Annotated in this window: 20 protein-coding genes and 1 pseudogene; 1 reads left to right on the plus strand and 20 read right to left on the minus strand. The window is 71.0% G+C overall.

The annotated features are described in order from the left end of the window. Window positions 1-54: 54 nt before the first annotated feature. From ACWD01_RS15955 to proS, 16 genes and pseudogenes are all read right to left on the minus strand, one after another. On the minus strand, window positions 55-1,530 hold the full coding sequence (locus ACWD01_RS15955; RefSeq protein WP_451162124.1) for a tyrosine-type recombinase/integrase: 1,476 nt from the start codon (window positions 1,528-1,530) through the stop codon (window positions 55-57). Between the two features lie 87 nt (window positions 1,531-1,617). Further along, window positions 1,618-2,712, minus strand: a pseudogene (locus tag ACWD01_RS15960) (YifB family Mg chelatase-like AAA ATPase); the annotation flags it as partial. Next, on the minus strand, window positions 2,712-3,074 hold the full coding sequence (locus tag ACWD01_RS15965) for a YraN family protein (RefSeq protein WP_451162126.1): 363 nt from the start codon (window positions 3,072-3,074) through the stop codon (window positions 2,712-2,714). The gene ACWD01_RS15965 and the pseudogene ACWD01_RS15960, both read right to left, overlap by 1 nt. Window positions 3,075-3,285: 211 nt before the next feature. After that, window positions 3,286-3,594, minus strand: coding sequence for a DUF2469 domain-containing protein (locus ACWD01_RS15970; protein ID WP_005311352.1), 309 nt, complete (start codon window positions 3,592-3,594; stop codon window positions 3,286-3,288). A 56-nt stretch (window positions 3,595-3,650) separates the two neighbouring features. Further along, window positions 3,651-4,154, minus strand: a complete 504-nt coding sequence (locus tag ACWD01_RS15975) for an NUDIX hydrolase (RefSeq protein WP_451162128.1) — start codon at window positions 4,152-4,154, stop codon at window positions 3,651-3,653. Continuing rightward, the gene (lepB, locus tag ACWD01_RS15980) at window positions 4,144-4,884 is read right to left on the minus strand and encodes a signal peptidase I (RefSeq protein WP_451162130.1); all 741 of its coding nucleotides are present in this window, start codon (window positions 4,882-4,884) and stop codon (window positions 4,144-4,146) included. The genes ACWD01_RS15975 and lepB (ACWD01_RS15980) overlap by 11 nt, the downstream gene beginning before the upstream one ends. A gap of 74 nt (window positions 4,885-4,958) precedes the next feature. Then, window positions 4,959-5,894 carry a signal peptidase I gene (gene lepB, locus ACWD01_RS15985; RefSeq protein WP_451162254.1) on the minus strand — a complete coding sequence of 312 codons (936 nt, stop codon included), beginning with the start codon at window positions 5,892-5,894 and terminating at the stop codon, window positions 4,959-4,961. Next, entirely contained in the window at window positions 5,819-6,871 is a 1,053-nt protein-coding gene (gene lepB, locus ACWD01_RS15990; protein ID WP_451162132.1) for a signal peptidase I, read from the minus strand. The genes lepB (ACWD01_RS15985) and lepB (ACWD01_RS15990) overlap by 76 nt, the downstream gene beginning before the upstream one ends. Beyond that, the gene (gene lepB / locus ACWD01_RS15995; RefSeq protein ID WP_451162134.1) at window positions 6,864-7,685 is read right to left on the minus strand and encodes a signal peptidase I; all 822 of its coding nucleotides are present in this window, start codon (window positions 7,683-7,685) and stop codon (window positions 6,864-6,866) included. Before lepB (ACWD01_RS15995) ends, lepB (ACWD01_RS15990) begins: the two co-directional genes overlap by 8 nt. A 74-nt stretch (window positions 7,686-7,759) precedes the next feature. After that, window positions 7,760-8,107 (minus strand): 50S ribosomal protein L19, encoded by a 348-nt coding sequence (gene rplS, locus ACWD01_RS16000; protein WP_451162136.1) that lies wholly within the window; start codon window positions 8,105-8,107, stop codon window positions 7,760-7,762. A gap of 128 nt (window positions 8,108-8,235) precedes the next feature. Next, window positions 8,236-9,057 carry a tRNA (guanosine(37)-N1)-methyltransferase TrmD gene (gene trmD / locus ACWD01_RS16005; RefSeq protein WP_451162138.1) on the minus strand — a complete coding sequence of 274 codons (822 nt, stop codon included), beginning with the start codon at window positions 9,055-9,057 and terminating at the stop codon, window positions 8,236-8,238. Beyond that, window positions 9,057-9,614 (minus strand): ribosome maturation factor RimM, encoded by a 558-nt coding sequence (gene rimM / locus ACWD01_RS16010; protein ID WP_451162140.1) that lies wholly within the window; start codon window positions 9,612-9,614, stop codon window positions 9,057-9,059. Before rimM ends, trmD begins: the two co-directional genes overlap by 1 nt. A gap of 94 nt (window positions 9,615-9,708) precedes the next feature. Continuing rightward, on the minus strand, window positions 9,709-9,948 hold the full coding sequence (locus tag ACWD01_RS16015; RefSeq protein ID WP_033266910.1) for an RNA-binding protein: 240 nt from the start codon (window positions 9,946-9,948) through the stop codon (window positions 9,709-9,711). 2 nt (window positions 9,949-9,950) lie between these two features. Beyond that, window positions 9,951-10,394, minus strand: a complete 444-nt coding sequence (rpsP, locus tag ACWD01_RS16020; protein WP_356895624.1) for a 30S ribosomal protein S16 — start codon at window positions 10,392-10,394, stop codon at window positions 9,951-9,953. Between the two features lie 243 nt (window positions 10,395-10,637). Then, window positions 10,638-11,231 carry a hypothetical protein gene (locus tag ACWD01_RS16025; RefSeq protein ID WP_451162143.1) on the minus strand — a complete coding sequence of 198 codons (594 nt, stop codon included), beginning with the start codon at window positions 11,229-11,231 and terminating at the stop codon, window positions 10,638-10,640. 198 nt (window positions 11,232-11,429) lie between these two features. Continuing rightward, window positions 11,430-12,842 (minus strand): proline--tRNA ligase, encoded by a 1,413-nt coding sequence (gene proS, locus ACWD01_RS16030; protein WP_451162145.1) that lies wholly within the window; start codon window positions 12,840-12,842, stop codon window positions 11,430-11,432. Between the two features lie 205 nt (window positions 12,843-13,047). Here proS and ACWD01_RS16035 point away from each other — a divergent pair, with 205 nt between their 5' ends. Further along, window positions 13,048-13,851 (plus strand): methyltransferase domain-containing protein, encoded by an 804-nt coding sequence (locus tag ACWD01_RS16035; RefSeq protein WP_451162147.1) that lies wholly within the window; start codon window positions 13,048-13,050, stop codon window positions 13,849-13,851. Window positions 13,852-13,914: 63 nt separating this feature from the next. Here the strand turns inward: ACWD01_RS16035 and ffh are convergent, their stop codons facing one another. The 4 genes from ffh to ACWD01_RS16055 all read right to left on the minus strand — a co-directional run bounded on the left by ffh (window position 13,915) and on the right by ACWD01_RS16055 (window position 19,824). Then, on the minus strand, window positions 13,915-15,465 hold the full coding sequence (ffh, locus tag ACWD01_RS16040) for a signal recognition particle protein (protein WP_451162149.1): 1,551 nt from the start codon (window positions 15,463-15,465) through the stop codon (window positions 13,915-13,917). A gap of 134 nt (window positions 15,466-15,599) precedes the next feature. Next, complete coding sequence (locus ACWD01_RS16045; RefSeq protein ID WP_451162151.1) at window positions 15,600-18,050, minus strand: [protein-PII] uridylyltransferase; 2,451 nt, start codon at window positions 18,048-18,050, stop codon at window positions 15,600-15,602. 83 nt (window positions 18,051-18,133) lie between these two features. Continuing rightward, a complete protein-coding gene (locus tag ACWD01_RS16050; protein WP_365993633.1) occupies window positions 18,134-18,472 on the minus strand; it encodes a P-II family nitrogen regulator in 339 nt (112 codons plus the stop codon). Next, a complete protein-coding gene (locus tag ACWD01_RS16055; protein WP_451162153.1) occupies window positions 18,469-19,824 on the minus strand; it encodes an ammonium transporter in 1,356 nt (451 codons plus the stop codon). The genes ACWD01_RS16050 and ACWD01_RS16055 overlap by 4 nt, the downstream gene beginning before the upstream one ends. Window positions 19,825-19,914 lie beyond the last annotated feature (90 nt).

The following is a 19,914-nucleotide window of genomic DNA, read 5'->3' on the forward strand; positions in this document are numbered from 1 at the left end:
CTTCGGGGACCGCGGCTTGTCGGCCCGGTCCGGTGCTGCCCCTGCCCGTCCGCCTCATGCCACCATGCCCGTCGGGGGAACGGTGTCATCGCCGATGTCGGCCAGAGGCCCGTCCCGGACGTCCTCCCAGGTGTCCGGGACCAGTGCCATCCGCGTCTCCATCTCCAGCTCCTGAAGGGCATGCAGGTAGATCAGCGTCGACAAGATCGTCTTGTGCCCGAGCCGGCGCCTGACCCAGTCCAGCGGATCGCCGAACACCCTCACGTAGTGGCCCCGCTGGGCCTCGTTCATCTCCCCGAGCTGGGCGATGTGCCCGCGCTGGAGCTGTTCCAGCGTGATCACCGCGAAGGTGTGCCGCAGCAGATGCGCGTGGACCGCGAGGTTCACGCCCAGTCGGGAACAGCGCTGGTTGGCCGTGGTGAACACCGTCTTCCAGCCCGACGCCGTCATCGGCATGCCGTGCTCGCCCAGCCAGAGCATCGCCGGTTCCAGTCCGTCTTCGGTCTCCAGCATCAAGCGGCGCCGCTGGACGTCCTTGAGCTGGTGCAGCTTCAGCCGCCGCCCGGCCTGACCGACGGTGTGCACCACATCCGGCCGGGACAGGTCGGCGATCACCAGCGGACGGCGAATCCGGTCATAGCGTCCGGCCGCCCTGGCCTCGGCCACCACCTCGGCCCGGTCGACCGCGATGTAAAAAGCCGCCTCCCGCACCAGCGCGCCGGGCAGATAGATCCAGCGGGCAGAGAAGTACTTAGCGATCACGCCCGGCAGCCAGAACCGGCGGTAACCCGGGAGCTTCGAGGGCAGCGGAATCTCCGGAACGGTGACGTGGGCTTGCTCCGAGAGCCGCATCCCCGTCCGCACCAGCGTGTCGGAGAACAACGCGTTCCGTGATGCCCACCGGCCTCTGAACGAGGAATCCAGCAGCCCGTCCGGACCGAACCCCCGCAGCCCAACATCCCGCCAAAGCCGGTAGGACCTCGGCGGCAGCCATTCGATCCTCTGGCCCCGCTCGTCGTGCGCGAACGTCGCCGGAACCGTGTCCAGCACCGCTGATCCCCGCCGCATCACCCCCGCCGGTTCGGGCCTCCGCGGTCGCTGCGGAATCGGCAAGGCCGCAACATGCCCCTGACGCATCGCCCAGACGTAGAACTGGTTGACGTGGCTGACCTCCTGGCTCCACGTCCCGCCCTCAACGGCGGGGCCGGCTTCGTCCTCCCGACGCCACGAGTGGTAGGCCAGATGGTCTTCCTCGCGGGCATCACGCCACGACCGCCCTCCCCGGGCGGACCATAGGAAGTTCAGGAACCCGCACAGAGCCCGCCCCCTGTTGGCGTTGGTGTTCCACGGCGACACCATCACGTGCGGCTGGCGGAAGTATGCGTTCAGATCCACGTCGTACTCGAACCGCGGCGACAGCAAGTACGGCAGACCTTCCGGCAGACCCTCCTCGTCCAGCCAGGCATCCACCCCGCCCCAAGACCGCACGATCTCCGGAGCGGACTCCGGGCACTCAAGGTCGCGGCTCACGAAACACAGACGCCACTGCGAGCTACTTGCCACTCACACAGCGTACCGATACTCAGACCGGTCAATGACCGAAAGCGCACAATACTGCATCAGCAGGAATCTCGCCGGCAGGCGCACCACTCCCCCGCTCCTGGCGACGACGACATGGCCGGACTCCAGTGGCTGCCGCAGCGCGTCCAGCGCCTTTCCGGAGAATTCCGGGGCTTCGTCCAGGAAGAGCAGGCCCCGGTGGGCGAGCGAGACGGCGCCCGGCTTCGGCAGGCCGTTGCCGCCGCCCACCAGCGACTGCATCGTCGCCGAGTGGTGCGGGGCGCAGTACGGCGCGGCGCGCACCAGCGGCTCGCCCGGGGGCAGGATGCCCGCCACCGAGTGCACCGCCGTCACTTCGAGTGATTCCCGGCGGGTCAGCGGCGGCAGTACCCCGGGCAGCCGCTCGGCCAGCATGGTCTTGCCCGCGCCGGGCGGGCCGGAGAGCAGCAGATGATGACCGCCGGCCGCCGCGACCTCCAGGCCGGTGCGCGCCCGGTGCTGGCCCGCGACATCGGCGAGGTCCGGTCCTTCGCCGGGGGCGGCCGACAGTCCCGTGCCGACGCCCGCGCCCGGCACCAGCAGGCCCGCCAGCATGGCATCGGGTCTGCCTTCCTCGACGGGCTCCTCGTCCGGTACCGGCTCGTCGGCGAGCACGGCGATGAGCTGGCGCAGGCTGCGCACGCCGAGGACCGAGATTCCGGGTACGAGTGACGCCTCGCCGGCGGTCCGTTCGGGCACGACCACGTGCTCGTACCCGGCTTCCGCCGCCGCGAGCACCGCGGGGAGCACTCCGCGCACCGGTCTGACCCGCCCGTCGAGCCCGAGCTCACCGACGAGCACGAGGTCGGCGATCTGCCGCGGGTCGATCCGCTCGGCGGCGCCGAGCACGGCGACGGCGACAGCGAGGTCAAAGCCGCTCCCGGCCTTCGGCACCGAGGCCGGGCTGAGCCCCACGGTCAGCTTCTTCTGCGGCCACTCGGCGCCCGAGTTCACCACGGCCGCCCTGACCCGGTCGCGGCTCTCGACCAGGCTCTTGTCCGGCAGGCCCACCAGCGTGAAGGCGGCCACGCCAGGCTCCAGGTCCGCCTGGACCTCGACGACCACGCCCTCGACACCCACCAGGGCCACGGAACACGCTCGCGCGAACCCCATCACGCCACCCCGCGGGCATGTTCGACGACCGCGGCGCCGCGCCTGGGCAGTATCACGCCCACGAGGTCGATGCGCACGCCTCCCGGCGGCGCGCCGCCGTGCCGCTCCACCCAGCACTCGGCGAGCCGTCGAAGGCGCCGTGCCTTCACCGGCGTGATCGCGGCCATCGGATGCTCATAGGCTCCGGCCCTGCGGGTCTTGACCTCGCAGACGACCACCGTGTCACCGTCCCGGGCGACGATATCGATCTCCCCGGCCCGCCCGCAGCGCCAGTTCCGCGCCAGCAGTCGCATGCCGGACCTGGTCAGCAGCCGTGCGGCCAGGTCCTCTCCGTACCGTCCCAGTGCCCCCGTCGCGTTCATTTCGGCACCACCTCCGGCACCGACTCTGACGGGTGGGGCCCGTCAATGTGGATCTTGGTCGAGAACTGTGGACGACCCTCGGACTGAGGACAACCGCGTCACCCGCAGGAGTGGATCCAGCCCCGGATCAAGCCTCGGTCCAGCTCCGGACACAGCCCCGGGTGCGGCCCCGGACGCAGCCCAGGGTCCCGCCCCGGAATCAGTCCCGGATTCAGCTCCCCGGAAGCTCGAGGTCGCTCTTGTTCAGCTCCTCGATGTTGACGTCCTTGAAGGTGAGCACCCGGACCTGCTTGACGAACCTGGCCGGCCGGTACATGTCCCAGACCCAGGCGTCGGCCATCGAGACCTCGAAGAAGACCTCGCCCTGAACCGAGTGCACCTGCATCTCGTAATCATTGGTGAGGTAGAAGCGCCGCTCGGTCTCGATCACGTATTTGAACAGCCCGACGACATCTCGGTACTCCCGGTAGAGCTTCAGCTCCATCTCGGTCTCGTACTTCTCGAGGTCCTCGGCGCTCATGGCATGTTCCCCTTCAGCCTTGCGTCCCCCCATTGTGCGCCAGTCACCCTGGGTCCTCAGACGATTTCCGGGTCCAGGACCACCGGCGCACTCGGAGGTCCCTCGTCGAGCAGCGTGCGCAGCAGCTCGGCGAGCCTGGTCGGGTACACCGTCTCACGCGCCGCCGACAGTTCGGCGGAGGTCCACCACCTCAGGCCGCGGACGCTCCTTCGCTCGAGCTCCGTCAGCCCGGCGGGCGCGGTCGCCGTCCGGTCCGTACGCCCCAGGAAGTACCACTCGTCCTGGTCCCAGCGGCGGCCGTCGAAGGGGAACGAGCAGTGCCGCTGCCACAGCACCGGCCCCAGTTCCACCTCGGTGATCCCGGTCTCCTCCGCGAGCTCCCGCAGCGCCGCCTGCTCCCGCGTCTCGTCGCCCTCCAGGCCGCCGCCGGGGGTGAACCACCAGTCGTCGGCCGGGTCGGCCGGCTCGTACCCGTGCAGGAGGAGGATGCGGTCCCGAGGGTCGAGGAGCACGACCCTGGAGACCTTGCGCAGCCGGGAGAGCGGAGCGTCAGGCGACACCGGAGACCGCCCGGCCGCGCCGCTTGCGCCCCGTGCGGGCCGCCACCGGCCCGTACGCGGCCCCGCCGACGATCAGCAGGGCGCCGACCACGGCCGACCCGGCCATGAGCTTGACGGGACCGGGCCGCGACACCCCTCCGGGCAGGCCGGCGAAGCTCTCGGGGCGCTCGACGATCCCGCCGTCCAGGGGCCAGGCCACGGCGTCGACCCGGGCGGAGACCGCGGAGCGGGGCACGGAGCCGTGACCGGGCTCCTGGAGGTGCGACCTCGAGTCGAGCGAGCCGAGGCGCTCGTCACCGAGCAGGAAGAGCTGCCCCTCGGGCACGACTGCCGTGAACTCCTGCGACGCGGGCTGGTCGGGCTGCAGCAGATACGGTTCCTCGACGGCCTCGCCGTTGATCGTCAGCCGGCCGTCCCCGTCGCAGCATGCGATCTCGTCGCCGCCCACCCCCACGACCCGTTTGATCATGGGCAGGTCGCCCCACTGCTTGTCACGGAAGACGACGACGTCCCCGCGGCGCACCTCGTCGCCGTCGATCCGCTCTGCCAGCACCCGGTCGCCCGCCTGCACGGTCGGCGCCATCGACTCCGTCGGCACGATGTACGGCTGGTAGACGAGGGCGCCCCAGACGAACCCACCGAGGAAGAGCACACAGCCGACGGCCACCGCCAGCCCGGACAGCGCACTGCCCAGCCGGCCGTGGCCGTCGTCTCGTCCTGTTCCGCCCATCCCTGCGCTCCCCACCTCGGAGATACGACCCCCGGGAGTCCGGCGCCCGGGGAGTCGGCGATCTGGGCGGCACCCTACCCGGCGGTACGCCCGGCGGTCAGCCTCCTGCGCCACAGCACCACGGGCACCGCGCCGGCGAGGCCGAGCGCCGCGGGGGCAGCGGGCAGCACGGTGGCCGCGGCGCCGATCGCGAGACGGTCGAAGGTGTCCGGCACCGGCAGGGTGGACCAGCGGTCCAGCGGCCAGGCGACCACCACGGCGCGTCCCACGACCTTGTCGACCGGGACGAAGCCCCGGTTCACGTCCTCCATGTGGTAGCGGGAGTCCTGCGAATTCTGGCGGTTGTCGCCCATCACCCAGATCTTGTCGTCCGGCACCTTGAAGGGCCCGAACGGCATGTCGTCGCAGGCGGAGCTGCCGGGGAAGACGTACGGCTCGTCGAGGGCCTCGCCGTTGACCTTGACCGGGCCGCCCTTCTTGCACTCCACCGTGTCGCCGCCGACCGCGATCGTCCGCTTGATGAGGTCCTTGTCCTCCGCGGACGGCATCAGGCCGATGAAGCTCAGGAACCGCTGCACGACGTTCGGCTCCGGGACGGGCTCGCCCTCGAGCCAGCCGCCGGGGTCGTGGAAGACGACGACCTCGCCGCGCTCGGGCTCGGAGCCGAACCACGGGGTGAGCTTGTCCACCAGCACCCGGTCGCCCCGCTGCAGGGTGTTCATCATCGATTCCGACGGGATCGAGAACGCCTGCACCAGGAAGGTCTTGATCAGCAGCGCGAGAAGCAGTGCGATACCGACGAGGAGCGGCAGTTCCTTCCAGAAGGACTTCTGCTTCTTCCGGTCCGTACCGCTGCCCTCCGGGGAGTCGCCGTCACTGTCGCCGCCATCGCCACGGCCACCGTCGCCGCCGGTCGGCGGCAGTGGGTCGTCCGTCATGCCCGGGGGCGTCTCGGGAAGCCCGCGCCTCTCCTCGGGATCGTCATGCCCGGACCGTGCGCCGACCGCCACGTCCCCCACATCCACTCCTCACGCCGTGCGAACCGCCTGTGCCGAATCAGGTACAGGCCCACCACTCCCATAACGAGCGGGAGTTCCGCAGGGGTCGGGAGCAGGACCATTCCGTTGTGGTCCTGGGATGACAGGGTATTCGACGGCGACTGTGCCGCCGTGGTCCCGGCGCGCGCGTTGGGTACGGATGCGTACGTCTCCGGCTCCTCCAGCTGCCGCCAGTGGTCCAGCGGCCAGGCGATCACGACCGCCCTGCCGACGACGCGGTCCTCCGCGACCGTGCCGCTGCCCTCCTCGTCGAGGTGGAAACGCGAGTCGGCGGAGTTCGACCGGTGGTCCCCCATCACGAAGAGCCGCCCGGCCGGCACCTTCACGTCGAACCGCATCGACGAGGGGACGTCGTCCGGATGCAGATAGGGTTCGTTCAGCGCCACACCGTTGACGGTGACCCGGCGGTCCTTGTCGCAGCAGACGACCCGGTCCCCGCCGACGGCCACCACGCGCTTGATGAGATCCCGTTCGTCGTCCGACGGCAGCAGCCCGATGAAGGTCAGCAGCTGCTTGGCCTGCTTGATCACGACCGGATCGTCCTGTGCCGGCTTCTCCTCCGGCGGCAGCCAGCCGCCCGGGTCCTTGAACACGACGACGTCGCCCCGCTCCGGCTTCGAGCCGAACCACGGGGTGAGTTTGTCGACCAGCACCCGGTCCTCGATCCTGATCGTCTGCTCCATGGAGCCCGACGGGATCACGAAGGCCTGCACCAGGAACGTCTTCAGCACCAGGGCTATGAGCAGCGCGACCGTGATCAGGACGGGTATCTCCTTCACCGCAGAACGGCGGCGCTTGCGCCTGACCTTCTGTGCCAGCCGGCGCCGCTCGGCCCGGCCGGGCAGCGACCGGGCCCCGTCGGTGGGCCGGGTCCCGGTCGGCAGCCGGGTGTCCGCCCGGTGGCTGGGGCTGCGCCCGCGTTTACCCATGGGCGCCGCCCGGGGGCGCGTCGGGTACGCCGGAGAACGCCTCCGTCGTCTCGATGCCGGACCAGCGGCCAACGGGCCAGCCGATCCAGTCCACCCGGCCGATCACCATGTCCACGGGCACCATCCCGCCGCCGGGCCGGCCGAGGTGGTCCCTGGAGTCGCTCGAGTTGCTGCGGTGGTCGCCCATGACCCAGAGCGTCCCCTCGGGGACGACGATGTCGAACGCCACCTCCGACGGCACGCCGTCGGAGTGCAGATACGTCTCTTCGACCGGTACGCCGTTCACCTCGACCTTGCCCCCCTTGTCGCAGCAGACGACTCGGTCACGACCCACGCCCACCACCCGTTTCACGAAATCGGTCTCGGCCGGCTCGGCCAGTCCGAATACGGCGAGCCCCTCTCGTACTACGGAACTCACCGGATTTTCAGTCAGTTCCTCCGGCACGAAGGAGCCCTCGCCGTCGAAGACGATCACGTCTCCGCGCCGGGGCTCCGCCCCGGAACCGTAGGCCAGCTTGTTCACCAGCACCCGGTCCCCGATCTGCAGCGTCGGCTCCATGGAGCCGCTGGGGATCTGGAAGGGCTGGATCAGGAAGTGGTTCAGCAGCAGCACGAAGACCGCGCAGGCGGCTCCGGTCCAGCCGGCCGTGCGCAGCGACACCGGCCCACGGCCCGCAGCGCCCCGGAAAAGCCGGAAACGCCGGGAGCAGCGGGAGGTACGGGAACGACGCACGGAGCGCGATCCCTCTTCCCCGCCCCCGTCCTCGGGGGTGGAAGAGCGATCGCGCTCCGTGTGCTGTGCTTGGGTGTCCATCGGTGGCAGAGCTTATCCGGCCGCCCTGTGACCGGTGGATCCGAAGCGTCGTCGCGGCTGTGAGCTCAGGCTCGTCAGTCGCGCTTCTCCTTGATCTTCGCGGCCTTGCCGCGCAGCTCACGGAGGTAGTACAGCTTGGCGCGACGGACGTCACCGCGGGTGACGAGCTCGATCTTTTCGAAGATCGGGCTGTGCACCGGGAAGGTGCGCTCGACGCCGACGGAGAAGGAGACCTTGCGGACCGTGAAGGTCTCGCTCACGCCCGCGCCCTGGCGGCGGATGACGACGCCCTTGAACTGCTGGATACGGGAGCGGTTGCCCTCGATGACGCGAACGTGGACGTTCACGGTGTCACCGGGACGGAAGGCCGGGACGTCGCTGCGCAGCGAAGCCGCGTTGACGTTGTCGAGCAGGTGAGCCATGGTGGTCTGCTTCCTCGCCGATGCCACAGGTCATCAGCGGAATGTCGTGATGAGAAAAGGGTGCTCGCGCGCCGGGCGGGCGTCGTTCCCCCTGTGGCAGGGGCGCCGGCCGGACGTACAGCAGCGGCTCATTCTTCCACGGCCTGGGGTCTGCGCCAAAATCGGCCGCCCGGCTCCGGCGCCCAGCCGAGGATCGACAGGGTCTCCCGGTCCTTCTTGTCGAAGGCGGCCGGGTCGCAGCGCTCGATCAGGTCGGGCCGGTTGCGGGCCGTACGGGTCAGCGCCTCGTCCCGCCGCCAGCGCGCGATCCTGCCGTGGTGGCCGCTGACCAGCACCTCGGGGATCTCGCGCCCGCGCCACACCGGCGGCTTGGTGTAGACGGGGCCCTCCAGCAGGTTCGCCATCGCGCCCGGTGCGAAGGAGTCGTCCCGGTGGGACTCTGCGTTGCCGAGCACGCCCGGCAGCAGGCGTGCGACGGCCTCGGTGACGACCAGCACGGCCGCCTCGCCGCCGGCCAGCACGTAGTCCCCGATGGACACCTCGAAGACCGGCATCCGGGTCGCGTACTCGTCGACGACCCGGCGGTCGATGCCCTCGTAGCGCGCGGGGGTGAAGATCAGCCAGGGGCGCTCGGAGAGCTCCACGGCCAGTTCCTGGGTGAAGGGGCGTCCGCTGGGGGTGGGGACCACCAGTGCGGGGCCGTGGGCGCCCGACTCGTAGCCGCTCGCCAGGACGTCGTCGAGGGCCTCGCCCCACGGCTCGGTCTTCATGACCATGCCGGGCCCGCCGCCGTACGGGGTGTCGTCGACGGTGTTGTGCCGGTCGTACGTCCACTCGCGCAGATCGTGGACGTGGACACCGAGCTGTCCGCGGGCGCGGGCCTTGCCGACCAGCGAGACGTTCAGCGGTTCCAGGTACTCGGGGAAGATCGTGACGACGTCGAGCCGCATCAGGATCCGTCCTCCGCGGCGTCGCGGCTGGAGGCCACCTCTGCCTCGCCCTCGTCGAGGAGCCCGCGCGGCGGGTCGATCACGGCCCGCTGCTCCTCCAGGTCGATCTCGGTGACGATCTCCTGGACGAACGGGATCATCACCTCGCTGCCGTCGGGGCGTTCGACGATGAACAGGTCCTGCGACGGCAGATGGCTGATCTCGGTGATCCGGCCGACCTCCGTGCCGTCCGTGAGCACCACGTCCAGGTCCATCAACTGGTGGTCGTAGTACTCGTCGGGCTCCTCCGGCAGTTCCTCCGGGTCCACCTCGGCGATGAGCAGGGTGTTGCGCAGCGCCTCCGCGGCGGTGCGGTCGGCCACGCCCTCGAAGCGCAGCAGCAGCCGTCCGCTGTGCACCCTGCCGCTCTCGATGGTCAACGGCCCGACGGCGGCCGGGTCGGTGGCCAGCACGGCGCCGGGCCCGAGCCGCAGCTCCGGCTCGTCCGTGCGCACCTCGACGGTGACCTCGCCCTTGATGCCGTGGGCCCGGCCGATCCGCGCCACTACCAGCTGCACCTGAATGTCTCCTTCGATACGACTACGGGCCGGGGAGGGCCGACGGCCCTCCCCGGCCCGAGCCGGCGCAACTAAGCGAAAACAGCCAACTTGTTCAGTGGACCTGGTCCACGTCGACGAGGTCGACGCGGATTCCACGGCCACCGATGGCGCCCACGACGGTACGCAGGGCGCGCGCGGTGCGGCCGTTGCGGCCGATCACCTTACCGAGGTCGTCGGGGTGGACCCGGACCTCGAGCACACGCCCGCGGCGCAGGGTGCGCGAAGCGACCTGCACGTCGTCCGGGTTGTCGACGATGCCCTTCACGAGGTGCTCGAGAGCCTCCTCGAGCATGCTCAGGCCTCGGTCGACTCGGTGGACGCGACCTCGGCCTCGTCCGCCTTCTTGTCGGCCTTCTTCGCCTTCGGGGTGATGGCCTCACCCTTGGCGTCGTCACCCTCGAGAGCCTTGGCGAAGGCGTCGAAGGAGGCGCGCTTGTCCTCCTTGGCGGCCGGGGCCAGCAGCGGCTTCTCCGGGGCGGGCAGGCCCTTGACCTTCTGCCAGTCGCCGGTGAGCTTCAGGATGGCGAGGACCGGCTCGGTCGGCTGGGCACCGACGGACAGCCAGTACTGAGCGCGCTCCGAGTCGACCTCGATGCGCGACGGGTTGTACGTCGGGTGGTACAGACCGATCTCCTCGATGGCCCGGCCGTCACGGCGGGTACGGGAGTCGGCGACGACGATGCGGTAGTGGGGCTGGCGAATCTTGCCGAGACGCTTCAGCTTGATCTTGACTGCCACGGGAGTGGTGTCTCCTGGTCTTGACGTGGTTGGGCACACGAGATGCCACGTGGGGTTGCGGTACTCGGGATGCCCGATGGACGCGTCAGCCGGAGGCGAGAGGGTTCCTGTGCGGCTGTCGAGTACAGCTAGCCATTGTGCCACACGCCCGCGACGACTCCGCACCCGACCGGACATCGCGCAGCCCGGACCGGCAGGCGGCCGGTCTCACCGGCCGCCTGCGGGCCCGTGGGCGTGGAGGCCTCAGCCGGCCGCGCCCACCGTCTCCGGGATCCGGAACGGCTTTCCGCAGCCCCCGCAGACGATCGGCGCCTGGGCGAGGACCGAGGGGACGACTCTGACATTGCGGCCGCAGCCGCAGACGGCCTTCACCCGCACGCCGCCGCCCGAGGAGCCGTGCCGTGCGGCCGGCCCGCGGAAGGTGCGCTTGGTGTCGGAGGCCGTCGCGACCGTGTGCGCCTTGAGGGCGCGCTGCAGCCGCTCGATCGTGGGGCGGTACCGCCGTTTCGCCTCCGGGTTGAGCGCGACCAGCGAGAAACCACTGCTGGGGTGCGGCTCTTCCACGTGGTCGAGGCCCATCTCCTCGGCGATCGCGAGGAAGCGGCGGTTGTGGTAGCGGCCGGCACGCGAGGTGTCGCGGACGCCTCGCGCGGCGGCGATGCCGTGGACTGCCTCATGGAGCAGTCGCTCGAAGGAGAGCTCGGCGCCGCAGGCGGACGAGGACTCTCCGATCAGGGATTCGGGCGCGGCAAGATCCGGCAGCTCGGGGTGGTGCCGCTGAATGTCGGCCCACGCCTGTGCCAGCTCTGCGGCGAGAACAGGTGGTGTCGTGCTCACGTCGTGATAACGAGCCGGAGGGCCATGGGGTTCCATTCCGGGCCATCCCAAATATTTTGCACGTACCCGTCAGTTCCCGTCACTTGCCGTTGATGCGCCCTGACGCGGTCGGGTGCGCCGATCTGCGGAGAATCCGCGCGGCTCGCACCAAGGCGGCACGTAGCGCCCCGGCCTTCCCCGCCCCCGGCGTGCGCCGGGTCAGTACGCCCGTGCCACGACGGCGACAGTACCGGGAGCGTCGTCCGCGTCGGGCACCGACCCGTCCTCCGCGACCAGGCAGCGCACCGAGACGCCCTGCTCCGCGAGCCGCGCCTCGCCCTCCTGGCCGAGTACCGCCCACGGGATACGCGCCCACCCGCCGGCGGCCGCGGCCTCGGCCGCCTCTTCGATCGTGGCGACGTCACTGGTACGCGACTCGCGCCGCACCCGGGACTGCTCCAGCAGCAGGGCCTGGTCGTCCTCCAGGAGCTTCGGCAGCAGCGCGGCGAGCGAATCGATGTCCACCGGCTCCTTGCCGCCCGGGATGCGGCGGGCCAGCATCGCGGTGCCCGCCTCCAGGTCCCGCGGCCCGATCTCGACCCGCACCGGCACGCCCTTGAGTTCCCAGTCGACGGCGCGGCGGCCGAACGGCGTGTCCACCCGGTCGTCGATCTGCACCCGCAGACCCGCGGCCTTGAGCGCTGCGCCGACCTCCCGCACCCGGGCGACCGCCTCGTCGCCCTTGATGGCCATGACCACCACCTGCACGGCCGCGAGCCGCGGCGGCACGCGCAGCCCGTTGTCGTCGCCGTGCGACATGATCAGCCCGCCGACCATCCGGGTGGACGTCCCCCAGGAGGTCTGCCAGACGAGCTCCTGCTGCCCGTCCCGGGAGAGGTAGCGGGTGTTGAACGCCTTGGCGAAGTTGGTGCCGAGCTCATGGCTCGTGCCCATCTGCAGGGCCTTGCCGTCACCCATCATCCCCTCCAGGGTGAGGGTGTTGATCGCCCCGGCGAACCGCTCACGGGGCGTCTTGCGCCCGAGGAGCACGTCGATGCCGAGGACGTTCACCATGAAGTCCGCGTAGACGTTCCGGTGGATGTGGGCGGCGTAGTCCCTGGCGTCCTCGTAGGTGGCGTGGGCGGTGTGGCCCTCCTGCCAGAGGAATTCGGTCGTCCTCAGGAAGACCCGGGGGCGCATCTCCCAACGGACGACGTTCGCCCACTGGTTGATCAGCAGCGGCAGGTCCCGGTAGCTCTGCACCCACTTGGAGAAGTAGTCGTTGATGATCGTCTCGGAGGTGGGCCGCACCACGACCGGCTCGTCGAGCTCCTTGCCCCCGCCGTGCGTCACCACCGCGAGTTCGGGCGCGAAGCCCTCGACGTGCTCAGCCTCGCGAGTCAGGTAAGACTGGGGGATGAAGAGCGGGAAGTAGGCGTTCGACGCACCCGCGTCCTTGATGCGGGCGTCCATCTCCTGCTGCATCCGCTCCCACAGGCCGTAGCCGTACGGTCGGATGACCATGGTGCCGCGCACCGGTCCGTTGTCCGCCAGTTCGGCCTTGTTGATCAGGTCCTGGTACCACCGCGGGAAGTCTTCGGACCGGGGCGTGAGAACGGGTGCCTTAGCCATGGCGGGCATCGTACGGCGACGGCGGACCTGTGCGTGAATCGGCCAGGTTGTCCGGGGCTCGCGCTCCGGCGCAGAAGCAGTGCCGCACAACCTCTGGACGTGGGGACGCCCGCGGAGTTCTCTGGCATACGGGGAAGCGCGGAGCGTACGCACACGGGGGCTGACTCAAGGGCACATCACCTCTCGGCGGATTGGGGCGCTTTCGATGGCATCCACGCTCGTCCAGCACCGACCCCACAACGCGTCGGCACCCTCGGCGGAGACAAGCACACGCGCCCGGGACTGGGCCGAGATCCAGGAACGCATGCTGGTGCCGCTCTACGAGGCGGTCTACGAACGTCTCGAGGTCGGCGCCGGCACGCAGCTCCTGAGTCTCGGCTGCGGCTCCGGACTAGCCCTGCTGATGGCCAGGGCCCGCGGGGCGAGTGTGACGGGCGTCGACACGGACGGTGACCGGCTCGCCCTCGCGCGGGAACGCATGGACGGGAGCCCGACGGCACGGCTGCTCGACGGCGACGCCACCGCCGCGGCCGGGCCCGGCCGGCCCGCGTACAACCTCATCACCGCGTTCCAGCCGATCGGCGCCGGCACGGGCGACGCGGGGCGGCTGGAGCGGACGCTGCGGGACGCGATCGGCCTCGCCGAGCGCCGGAGCCACGTGGTGCTCACCGCGTGGGGGCCGCCGGAGCGGTGCGCCACCTCCGGAGTGCTGCGCGTGGCCGGCGAACGGCGGCGCACCGCCCACCGCGACGCGCTGGAGGACGTGGCCGGGCGCGCCGGACTCAATCCGGACGGCTCGGGCCGGGTCGCCTGCCCCTTCGGCTACGCCGACACGGACAGCGCGGTACGGGGACTGCTGTCGACCGGGCTCTACGACACGGCGGTGCGGGAGAGCGACGCGGCCCAGGTCGAGAAGGAGATCGCCGAGGCGCTCCACGACCACCGGCGGCCCGACGGCACCGTCTGGATGCCCAATGTCTTCCGCTATCTGATCGCCCGCACGCCCTGATCCCCCAGTACGAAGAGGGCCCGCGACCGTGACGGTCGCGGGCCCTTACGCAGTAGCCGGGCGTCAGCCCATGAACTTCTTGAACTCGTCGGGCAGCTCGAAGTCCTTCTCCGGCTCGGCCGGCAGCCCGAAGGCGCCGCCCTGCGCCGCCGCCTGCTCGCGGCGCGCGGCCGCCGCCTGCTCCTCGGCCTTGCGCTTCATCGGGTTGCCGCTCTTGCGCTTGCCCTTGGCCTGCTTCTGCTGCTTCTTCTGACGGCCGGGGCCGCCACCCATACCGGGCATCCCCGGCATACCGGGCATTCCGCCGCCCTGTGCCATCCGCGACATCATCTTGCGCGCCTCGAAGAACCGCTCCACCAGGCCCTTCACCGCGCTGACCTCGACACCGGAACCCTTGGCGATACGGGCGCGGCGCGAGCCGTTGATGATCGTCGGGTCGTCGCGCTCGCCCGGCGTCATCGACTTGATGATCGCGGCCGTACGGTCCACGTCACGCTCGTCGATGTTGTTGATCTGGTCCTTCATCTGCGCCATGCCGGGCAGCATTCCGAGCAGCTTGCTGATGCTGCCCATCTTCCTGACCTGCTCCATCTGGGCCAGGAAGTCGTCGAGCGTGAACTCCTTGCCCTTGCTGCTCGCCAGCTTCGAGGCCATTTTGGCGGCCTCTTCCTGGCTGAAGGTCTGCTCGGCCTTCTCGATCAGCGAGAGCATGTCGCCCATGCCGAGGATGCGGGACGCCATGCGGTCCGGGTGGAACGCGTCGAAGTCGTCCAGCTTCTCGCCGTTGGAGGCGAACATGACGTTCTTGCCGGTGACGTGCGCGATGGAGAGCGCGGCACCGCCTCGGGCGTCGCCGTCCAGCTTGGACAGCACCACGCCGTCGAAGCCGACGCCGTCGCGGAAGGCCTCCGCGGTGTTGACGGCGTCCTGACCGATCATGGCGTCGACCACGAAAAGGATCTCGTCGGGCGAGACCGCGTCCCTGATGTCCGCGGCCTGCTGCATCAGCTCCTGGTCGATGCCCAGGCGGCCGGCGGTGTCGACGATCACGATGTCGTACTGACGGGTCCGCGCGTGCTCGATCGAGTCCTTCGCGACCCGGACCGGGTCACCGACACCGTTGCCCGGCTCGGGCGCGTACACCGCGACGCCGGCGCGCTCCGCGACGACCGAGAGCTGGTTGACAGCGTTGGGGCGCTGGAGGTCACAGGCGACGAGCAGGGGCGAGTGGCCCTGGCCCTTGAGCCAGAGACCCAGCTTTCCCGCGAGGGTGGTCTTACCGGCACCCTGCAGACCGGCGAGCATGATCACGGTCGGCGCGGTCTTGGCGAACCGCAGTCGGCGGGTCTCACCGCCCAGGATCGTGACCAGCTCTTCGTTGACGATCTTGATGACCTGCTGGCTGGGATTCAGCGCCTTGGAGACCTCGGCGCCGAGGGCGCGGGTCTTGACCTGCTTGATGAATTCCCGGACGACCGGGAGCGCCACGTCGGCCTCGAGCAGGGCGATACGGATTTCCCGGGCCGCGCCGTCGATGTCTGCCTCTGACAGGCGTCCCTTGCCCCGGAGGTTTTTGAAAGTCGCGCTGAGGCGGTCGGAAAGCGTATCGAACACGGTGGTCGCGATTCCTCGGGTCGGGGCCTGGTGGACGCCCCAAGGGTATCGGGCCCCGGAACATTCCTGCCCCCGCCCGCCACAACGGGGCGGACGGGGGCGCGGGCGGCGGGCGGGCGCGCCCCGTCACGCTCTCAGCGCAGCGCCTCCTCCACGCTCTTCGCCAGCGCCGCCGCCTCCGCGTCGCCGAGCGGGGCCCCGTTCTCGTCCGTGACGTAGAGGGTGTCGACGGCGTTCGCGCCGAGCGTCGAGACATGGGCGCTGCGGACCCGGACGTCCGCCCCCTCCAGCGCCCGCCCGATCCGGTGCAGCAGGCCGGGGGCGTCGTGGGCGCGGACCTCGATGACCGTGGCCAGGCGGGAACCGGCCGGCGCGACCGTCACGCGCGGCGGCGGGGCCTTCACGCCGCGCCGCCGCGGGTAGGCGGCCTCGCGTTCGGCGAGGCGGCCGCGGATGTCCAGGGAGCCGTCGAGCGCGCGCACCAGGTCCGCGCGGAGCCGGGCGGCCTGCGGCAGGGAGCCGTACTCGGCCGCGACGCGCCAGTTCAGTACGAGGACGGCCCCGTCGCCCACCTCGGTCGGCAGCTCGACCGCCCGCAGGTCCGCCGCGCGGACGGTGAGCCGGTGCAGCGCGAGGACGCCGGCGACCGCGGGCAGCACGTCCGGCTGGTCGGGCAGGGCGATGAGCAGTTCGACGCCCACGGGTTCCGGTCCGCCGTCCTCGGCGGGGGCCTCGGGCTGGGCATGCAGGGCGAGCACGGGTTCGCCGGTGCGCAGGGCCTCGACCGCGAGGCGCTCCTGTTCGGCGCTGGGGGCCGTCTGGTCGGGTTCGGCCAGGACGTCTCCGGCGAGTACGGCCGCCACGCGCCGTACGAGGTCCGCGACGAGCGAGCCGCGCCAGGAGGACCAGGCCGCCGGGCCGGTCGCCAGCGCGTCCGCCTCGGTCAGGGCGTGCAGCAGCTCCAGGGTGGAGGCGGACCCGACGACCGAGGCGACGGAGTCGACGGTCGCGGGGTCCTCGAGGTCGCGGCGGGTCGCCGTGTCGATGAGCAGCAGATGGTGGCGGACGAGGGTGGCGAGGACGTCGACGTCGGCGCGGTCGAAGCCGATCCGGGCGGCGACGTCGCGGGCGATGGTCTCGCCGGCGACGGAGTGGTCCCCGGGCCAGCCCTTGCCGATGTCGTGCAGCAGGGCGGCGACCAGCAGCAGGTCCGGGCGGCCGACGTGGCGGGTGAGTTCGGACGCCTTGACCGCGGTCTCCACGAGGTGCCGGTCGACGGTCCAGGTGTGTACGGCGTTGCGCTGGGGCCGGCAGCGGACGCGTTCCCAGTCGGGGACGAGCCGGGTGATCAGGCCCTCCGCCTCCAGGGCCTCCCACACGGCGACGGTCGGCTCCCCGGCGCCGAGCAGGGTGACGAGCTCCTCGCGGGCCTCCGCGGGCCACGGCACCGGCAGCGGCCGGTCGGCCATGGCCTCGCCGAGGCGCCGGACGGCGTGCCGGGAGATCGGCAGGCCCGCCTGGGCCGCCGCGGCGGCGGCGCGGAGCGGGAGCACCGGGTCGCGTTCGGGCCGTGCGGTTCGGGCGAGGACCGCCTCGCCGTCGAGTTCGACGACGCCCTCCGCGAGCGGGGTGCGTTCGTGCTGCGGCGCCCGGCCCCCGAGCATGGCCCGCAGCCTCGGCCGCACGGCGCGCGAGCGCAGCACCCGGCCCACCTCGCGCCAGGTGACGTCGGTGGCGTACGAGACGGTCCGGGCGGCCTCGTACACCTGGCGCAGCAGTGCGTCGGCGTCGAGGAGGCCGAGTTCGGCGGCGACCTGGTCCTGTTCCTGGAGGGCGAGGCGGTCGGTGGCGCGGCCGGTGGTGAGGTGGAGTGCGTCGCGCACGTCGAGCAGGGTGCGGCGGGCCTCCGCAAGTCCTTCGCGGGGGGCGTCGGCGAGCCAGGAGGCGGCGACGGCGCGCAGCGCGGTGACGTCGCGCAGTCCGCCGCGGGCCTCCTTGAGGTCGGGTTCGAGGAGGTACTGCAGTTCGCCCTGGCGGACGGCCCGCTCCCGGCAGAGTTCGTCGAGCTCGGGCAGCCGCCGGGGCGCCTGGTTGCGCCAGTCCGCGAGGACGGCGGTGCGCAGGGAGGCGACGAGCCCGAGGTCGCCGGCGACGGGCCGGGCGTCGAGCAGTCCGAGCTGCACCTTGAGGTCCTCGCCGGCGGTCTTGCGGGCCTCCGCCGGGGTGCGTACGGAGTGGTCGAGGGCCAGGCCCAGGTCCCAGACCGGGTACCAGATCCGGTCGGCGATCGCGGCGACGGCGGCGGGGGACGCGCTGCCGTCGTGGAGCAGCAGGAGGTCGAGGTCGCTGCGCGGGGAGAGTTCCCCGCGGCCGTAGCCGCCGACGGCGACGAGGGCGGCGCCCCGTACGCCCTGTTCCTGCGCGGCCGTGGCGAACAGCGCGGACAGCCATTCGTCGGTGAGCTTGGCGAGGGCCGCACGGCGCGGCGGCCCGGACCGCTCCTTCTCGTTGAGAAGGAGCAGCCGGGCCGCCGCATAGCCGCTGGGTCCCGTGTCTTCCGCTTCGTTGGTCACGTCGAGGGTCACCCAGCAGCTCCCTTGGTGTTTCGTGTTCGCTCACCCCCGGGCGCTCGTACCCCCTGTGGCTCGCTCACCTCGTGCGGAATGGTTCAGAGGGCGTCGGGGCCGCGCTCGCCGGTGCGCACCCGGACCGCCGTGTCGACCGGGACACTCCAGACCTTGCCGTCGCCGATCTTTCCGGTGCGGGCGGCCTTGACGATCACTTCCACGAGCTGTTCGGCGTCGTCGTCCTCGACCAGCACCTCGATGCGGATCTTGGGGACGAGGTCGACGGTGTACTCGGCGCCCCGGTAGACCTCGGTGTGGCCGCGCTGCCGGCCGTAGCCGCTGGCCTCCGTGACCGTGAGCCCCTGGACGCCGAAGGCCTGGAGGGCCTCCTTGATCTCGTCCAGCCGGTGCGGCTTCACGACTGCGGTGATGAGCTTCATGCGTCCACCTTCTTGTTCGCTGCGGCTGTCGCTGCCTCGCCCGTCGCGGGCACGGCCTTGCGGGAGCCGGCGCCGCCGCCCGCTCCGCTGAAGTCGTACGCGGTCTCGGCGTGCTCGTCCTGGTCGATGCCGGAGACCTCGACGTCCTCGTCGACCCGCATGCCGATGGTCTTGTCCAGGAGGAGGGCGAGGACGGCGGAGACCACCAGAGAGTAGGCGAGTACGGCGAAGACGCCGACGGCCTGCTTGCCGAGCTGGTCGAGGCCGCCGCCGTAGAAGAGGCCCTTGGCGTCGGACTGGACGCCGCCGGTGGCGAAGAAGCCGACCAGCAGGGAGCCGACGACACCGCCGACGAGGTGGACGCCGACGACGTCGAGGGAGTCGTCGTAGCCGAACTTGAACTTGAGGCCCACGGCCATGGCGCAGAGCAGACCGGAGACGGCGCCGACGGCGATCGCGCCGAGCGGGGAGACGGAACCGCCGGCCGGGGTGATGGCGACGAGGCCCGCGACCGCGCCGGAGGCGGCGCCGAGGGTGGTGAAGGCGCCGTGGCGGATCTTCTCGTAGAGCAGCCAGGCGAGCATGGCGGCGGCGGTGGCGACCTGGGTGTTGACGAACATCACGGCGCCCACGCCGTCGTCGTTGCCGAGCCACGAACCGGCGTTGAAGCCGAACCAGCCGAACCACAGGAGCGCCGCGCCCAGCATGACCAGCGGGAGGCTGTGCGGGCGCATCGGGTCCTTCTTGAAGCCGACGCGCTTGCCGATGACCAGGATGACGCCGAGGGCCGCGGCTCCGGCGTTGATGTGGACGGCCGTGCCGCCGGCGAAGTCGATGACGCCCATCTCGAAGAGCCAGCCGCCGGAGCCCCACACCCAGTGCGCGACCGGGAAGTAGACGACGGTGACCCACAGGGTGATGAACAGCGCCCAGGCGGTGAACTTGACGCGGTCGGCCAGGGCGCCGCTGATCAGCGCCGGTGTGATGATCGCGAACATCAGCTGGAACACGGCGAAGACGAAGACGGGGATGGTGTAGCCGTCCCACAGCTCGTTGACGCCGATGTTGCTGAGGCCGACGTAGTCCGAGCTCCATCCGACGACGGAGCCGATGTCGGTGCCGAAGGCCATGCTGAAGCCGTAGAGCACCCACAGGATGGTGACGATCCCGAGGCTGATGAAGCTCATCATCAGCATGTTCAGGGTGCTTTTGACGCGGACCATGCCTCCGTAGAAGAAGGCCAGTCCCGGGGTCATGAGCATCACCAGGGCGGAACAGATGAGCATGAACCCTGTGTTGGCGGCAGACAGCTCTGGAGCGTCTGCGGCAAGGGTCGAGATGCCTGGGGGCATCGGCGTCTCCTCGTCGTCGTGCGGCCGCGTGCGGGCGGAGCCTCGGCGGACTGTGGGCGGGGGCCGTTATGCCGCATGAGACTGGCGGAG

Source organism: Streptomyces sp. NPDC002835 (genome assembly GCF_053591995.1).

What these genes read in the sequence shown, in the direction of transcription:
- ACWD01_RS16055 (WP_451162153.1), bottom strand. Translation starts at nt 19,824, where the DNA reads ATGCCCCCAGGCATCTCGACCCTTGCCGCAGACGCTCCAGAGCTGTCT.
- rplS (WP_451162136.1), bottom strand. Translation starts at nt 8,107, where the DNA reads ATGGCTCACCTGCTCGACAACGTCAACGCGGCTTCGCTGCGCAGCGAC.
- ACWD01_RS15970 (WP_005311352.1), bottom strand. Translation starts at nt 3,594, where the DNA reads ATGAGCGCCGAGGACCTCGAGAAGTACGAGACCGAGATGGAGCTGAAG.
- ACWD01_RS16015 (WP_033266910.1), bottom strand. Translation starts at nt 9,948, where the DNA reads ATGCTCGAGGAGGCTCTCGAGCACCTCGTGAAGGGCATCGTCGACAAC.
- lepB (WP_451162130.1), bottom strand. Translation starts at nt 4,884, where the DNA reads ATGGGCGGAACAGGACGAGACGACGGCCACGGCCGGCTGGGCAGTGCG.
- ACWD01_RS16050 (WP_365993633.1), bottom strand. Translation starts at nt 18,472, where the DNA reads ATGAAGCTCATCACCGCAGTCGTGAAGCCGCACCGGCTGGACGAGATC.
- lepB (WP_451162134.1), bottom strand. Translation starts at nt 7,685, where the DNA reads ATGGACACCCAAGCACAGCACACGGAGCGCGATCGCTCTTCCACCCCC.
- trmD (WP_451162138.1), bottom strand. Translation starts at nt 9,057, where the DNA reads ATGCGGCTCGACGTCGTCACGATCTTCCCCGAGTACCTGGAACCGCTG.
- lepB (WP_451162132.1), bottom strand. Translation starts at nt 6,871, where the DNA reads ATGGGTAAACGCGGGCGCAGCCCCAGCCACCGGGCGGACACCCGGCTG.
- ACWD01_RS16035 (WP_451162147.1), top strand. Translation starts at nt 13,048, where the DNA reads ATGGCATCCACGCTCGTCCAGCACCGACCCCACAACGCGTCGGCACCC.
- proS (WP_451162145.1), bottom strand. Translation starts at nt 12,842, where the DNA reads ATGGCTAAGGCACCCGTTCTCACGCCCCGGTCCGAAGACTTCCCGCGG.
- ACWD01_RS15965 (WP_451162126.1), bottom strand. Translation starts at nt 3,074, where the DNA reads ATGAACGCGACGGGGGCACTGGGACGGTACGGAGAGGACCTGGCCGCA.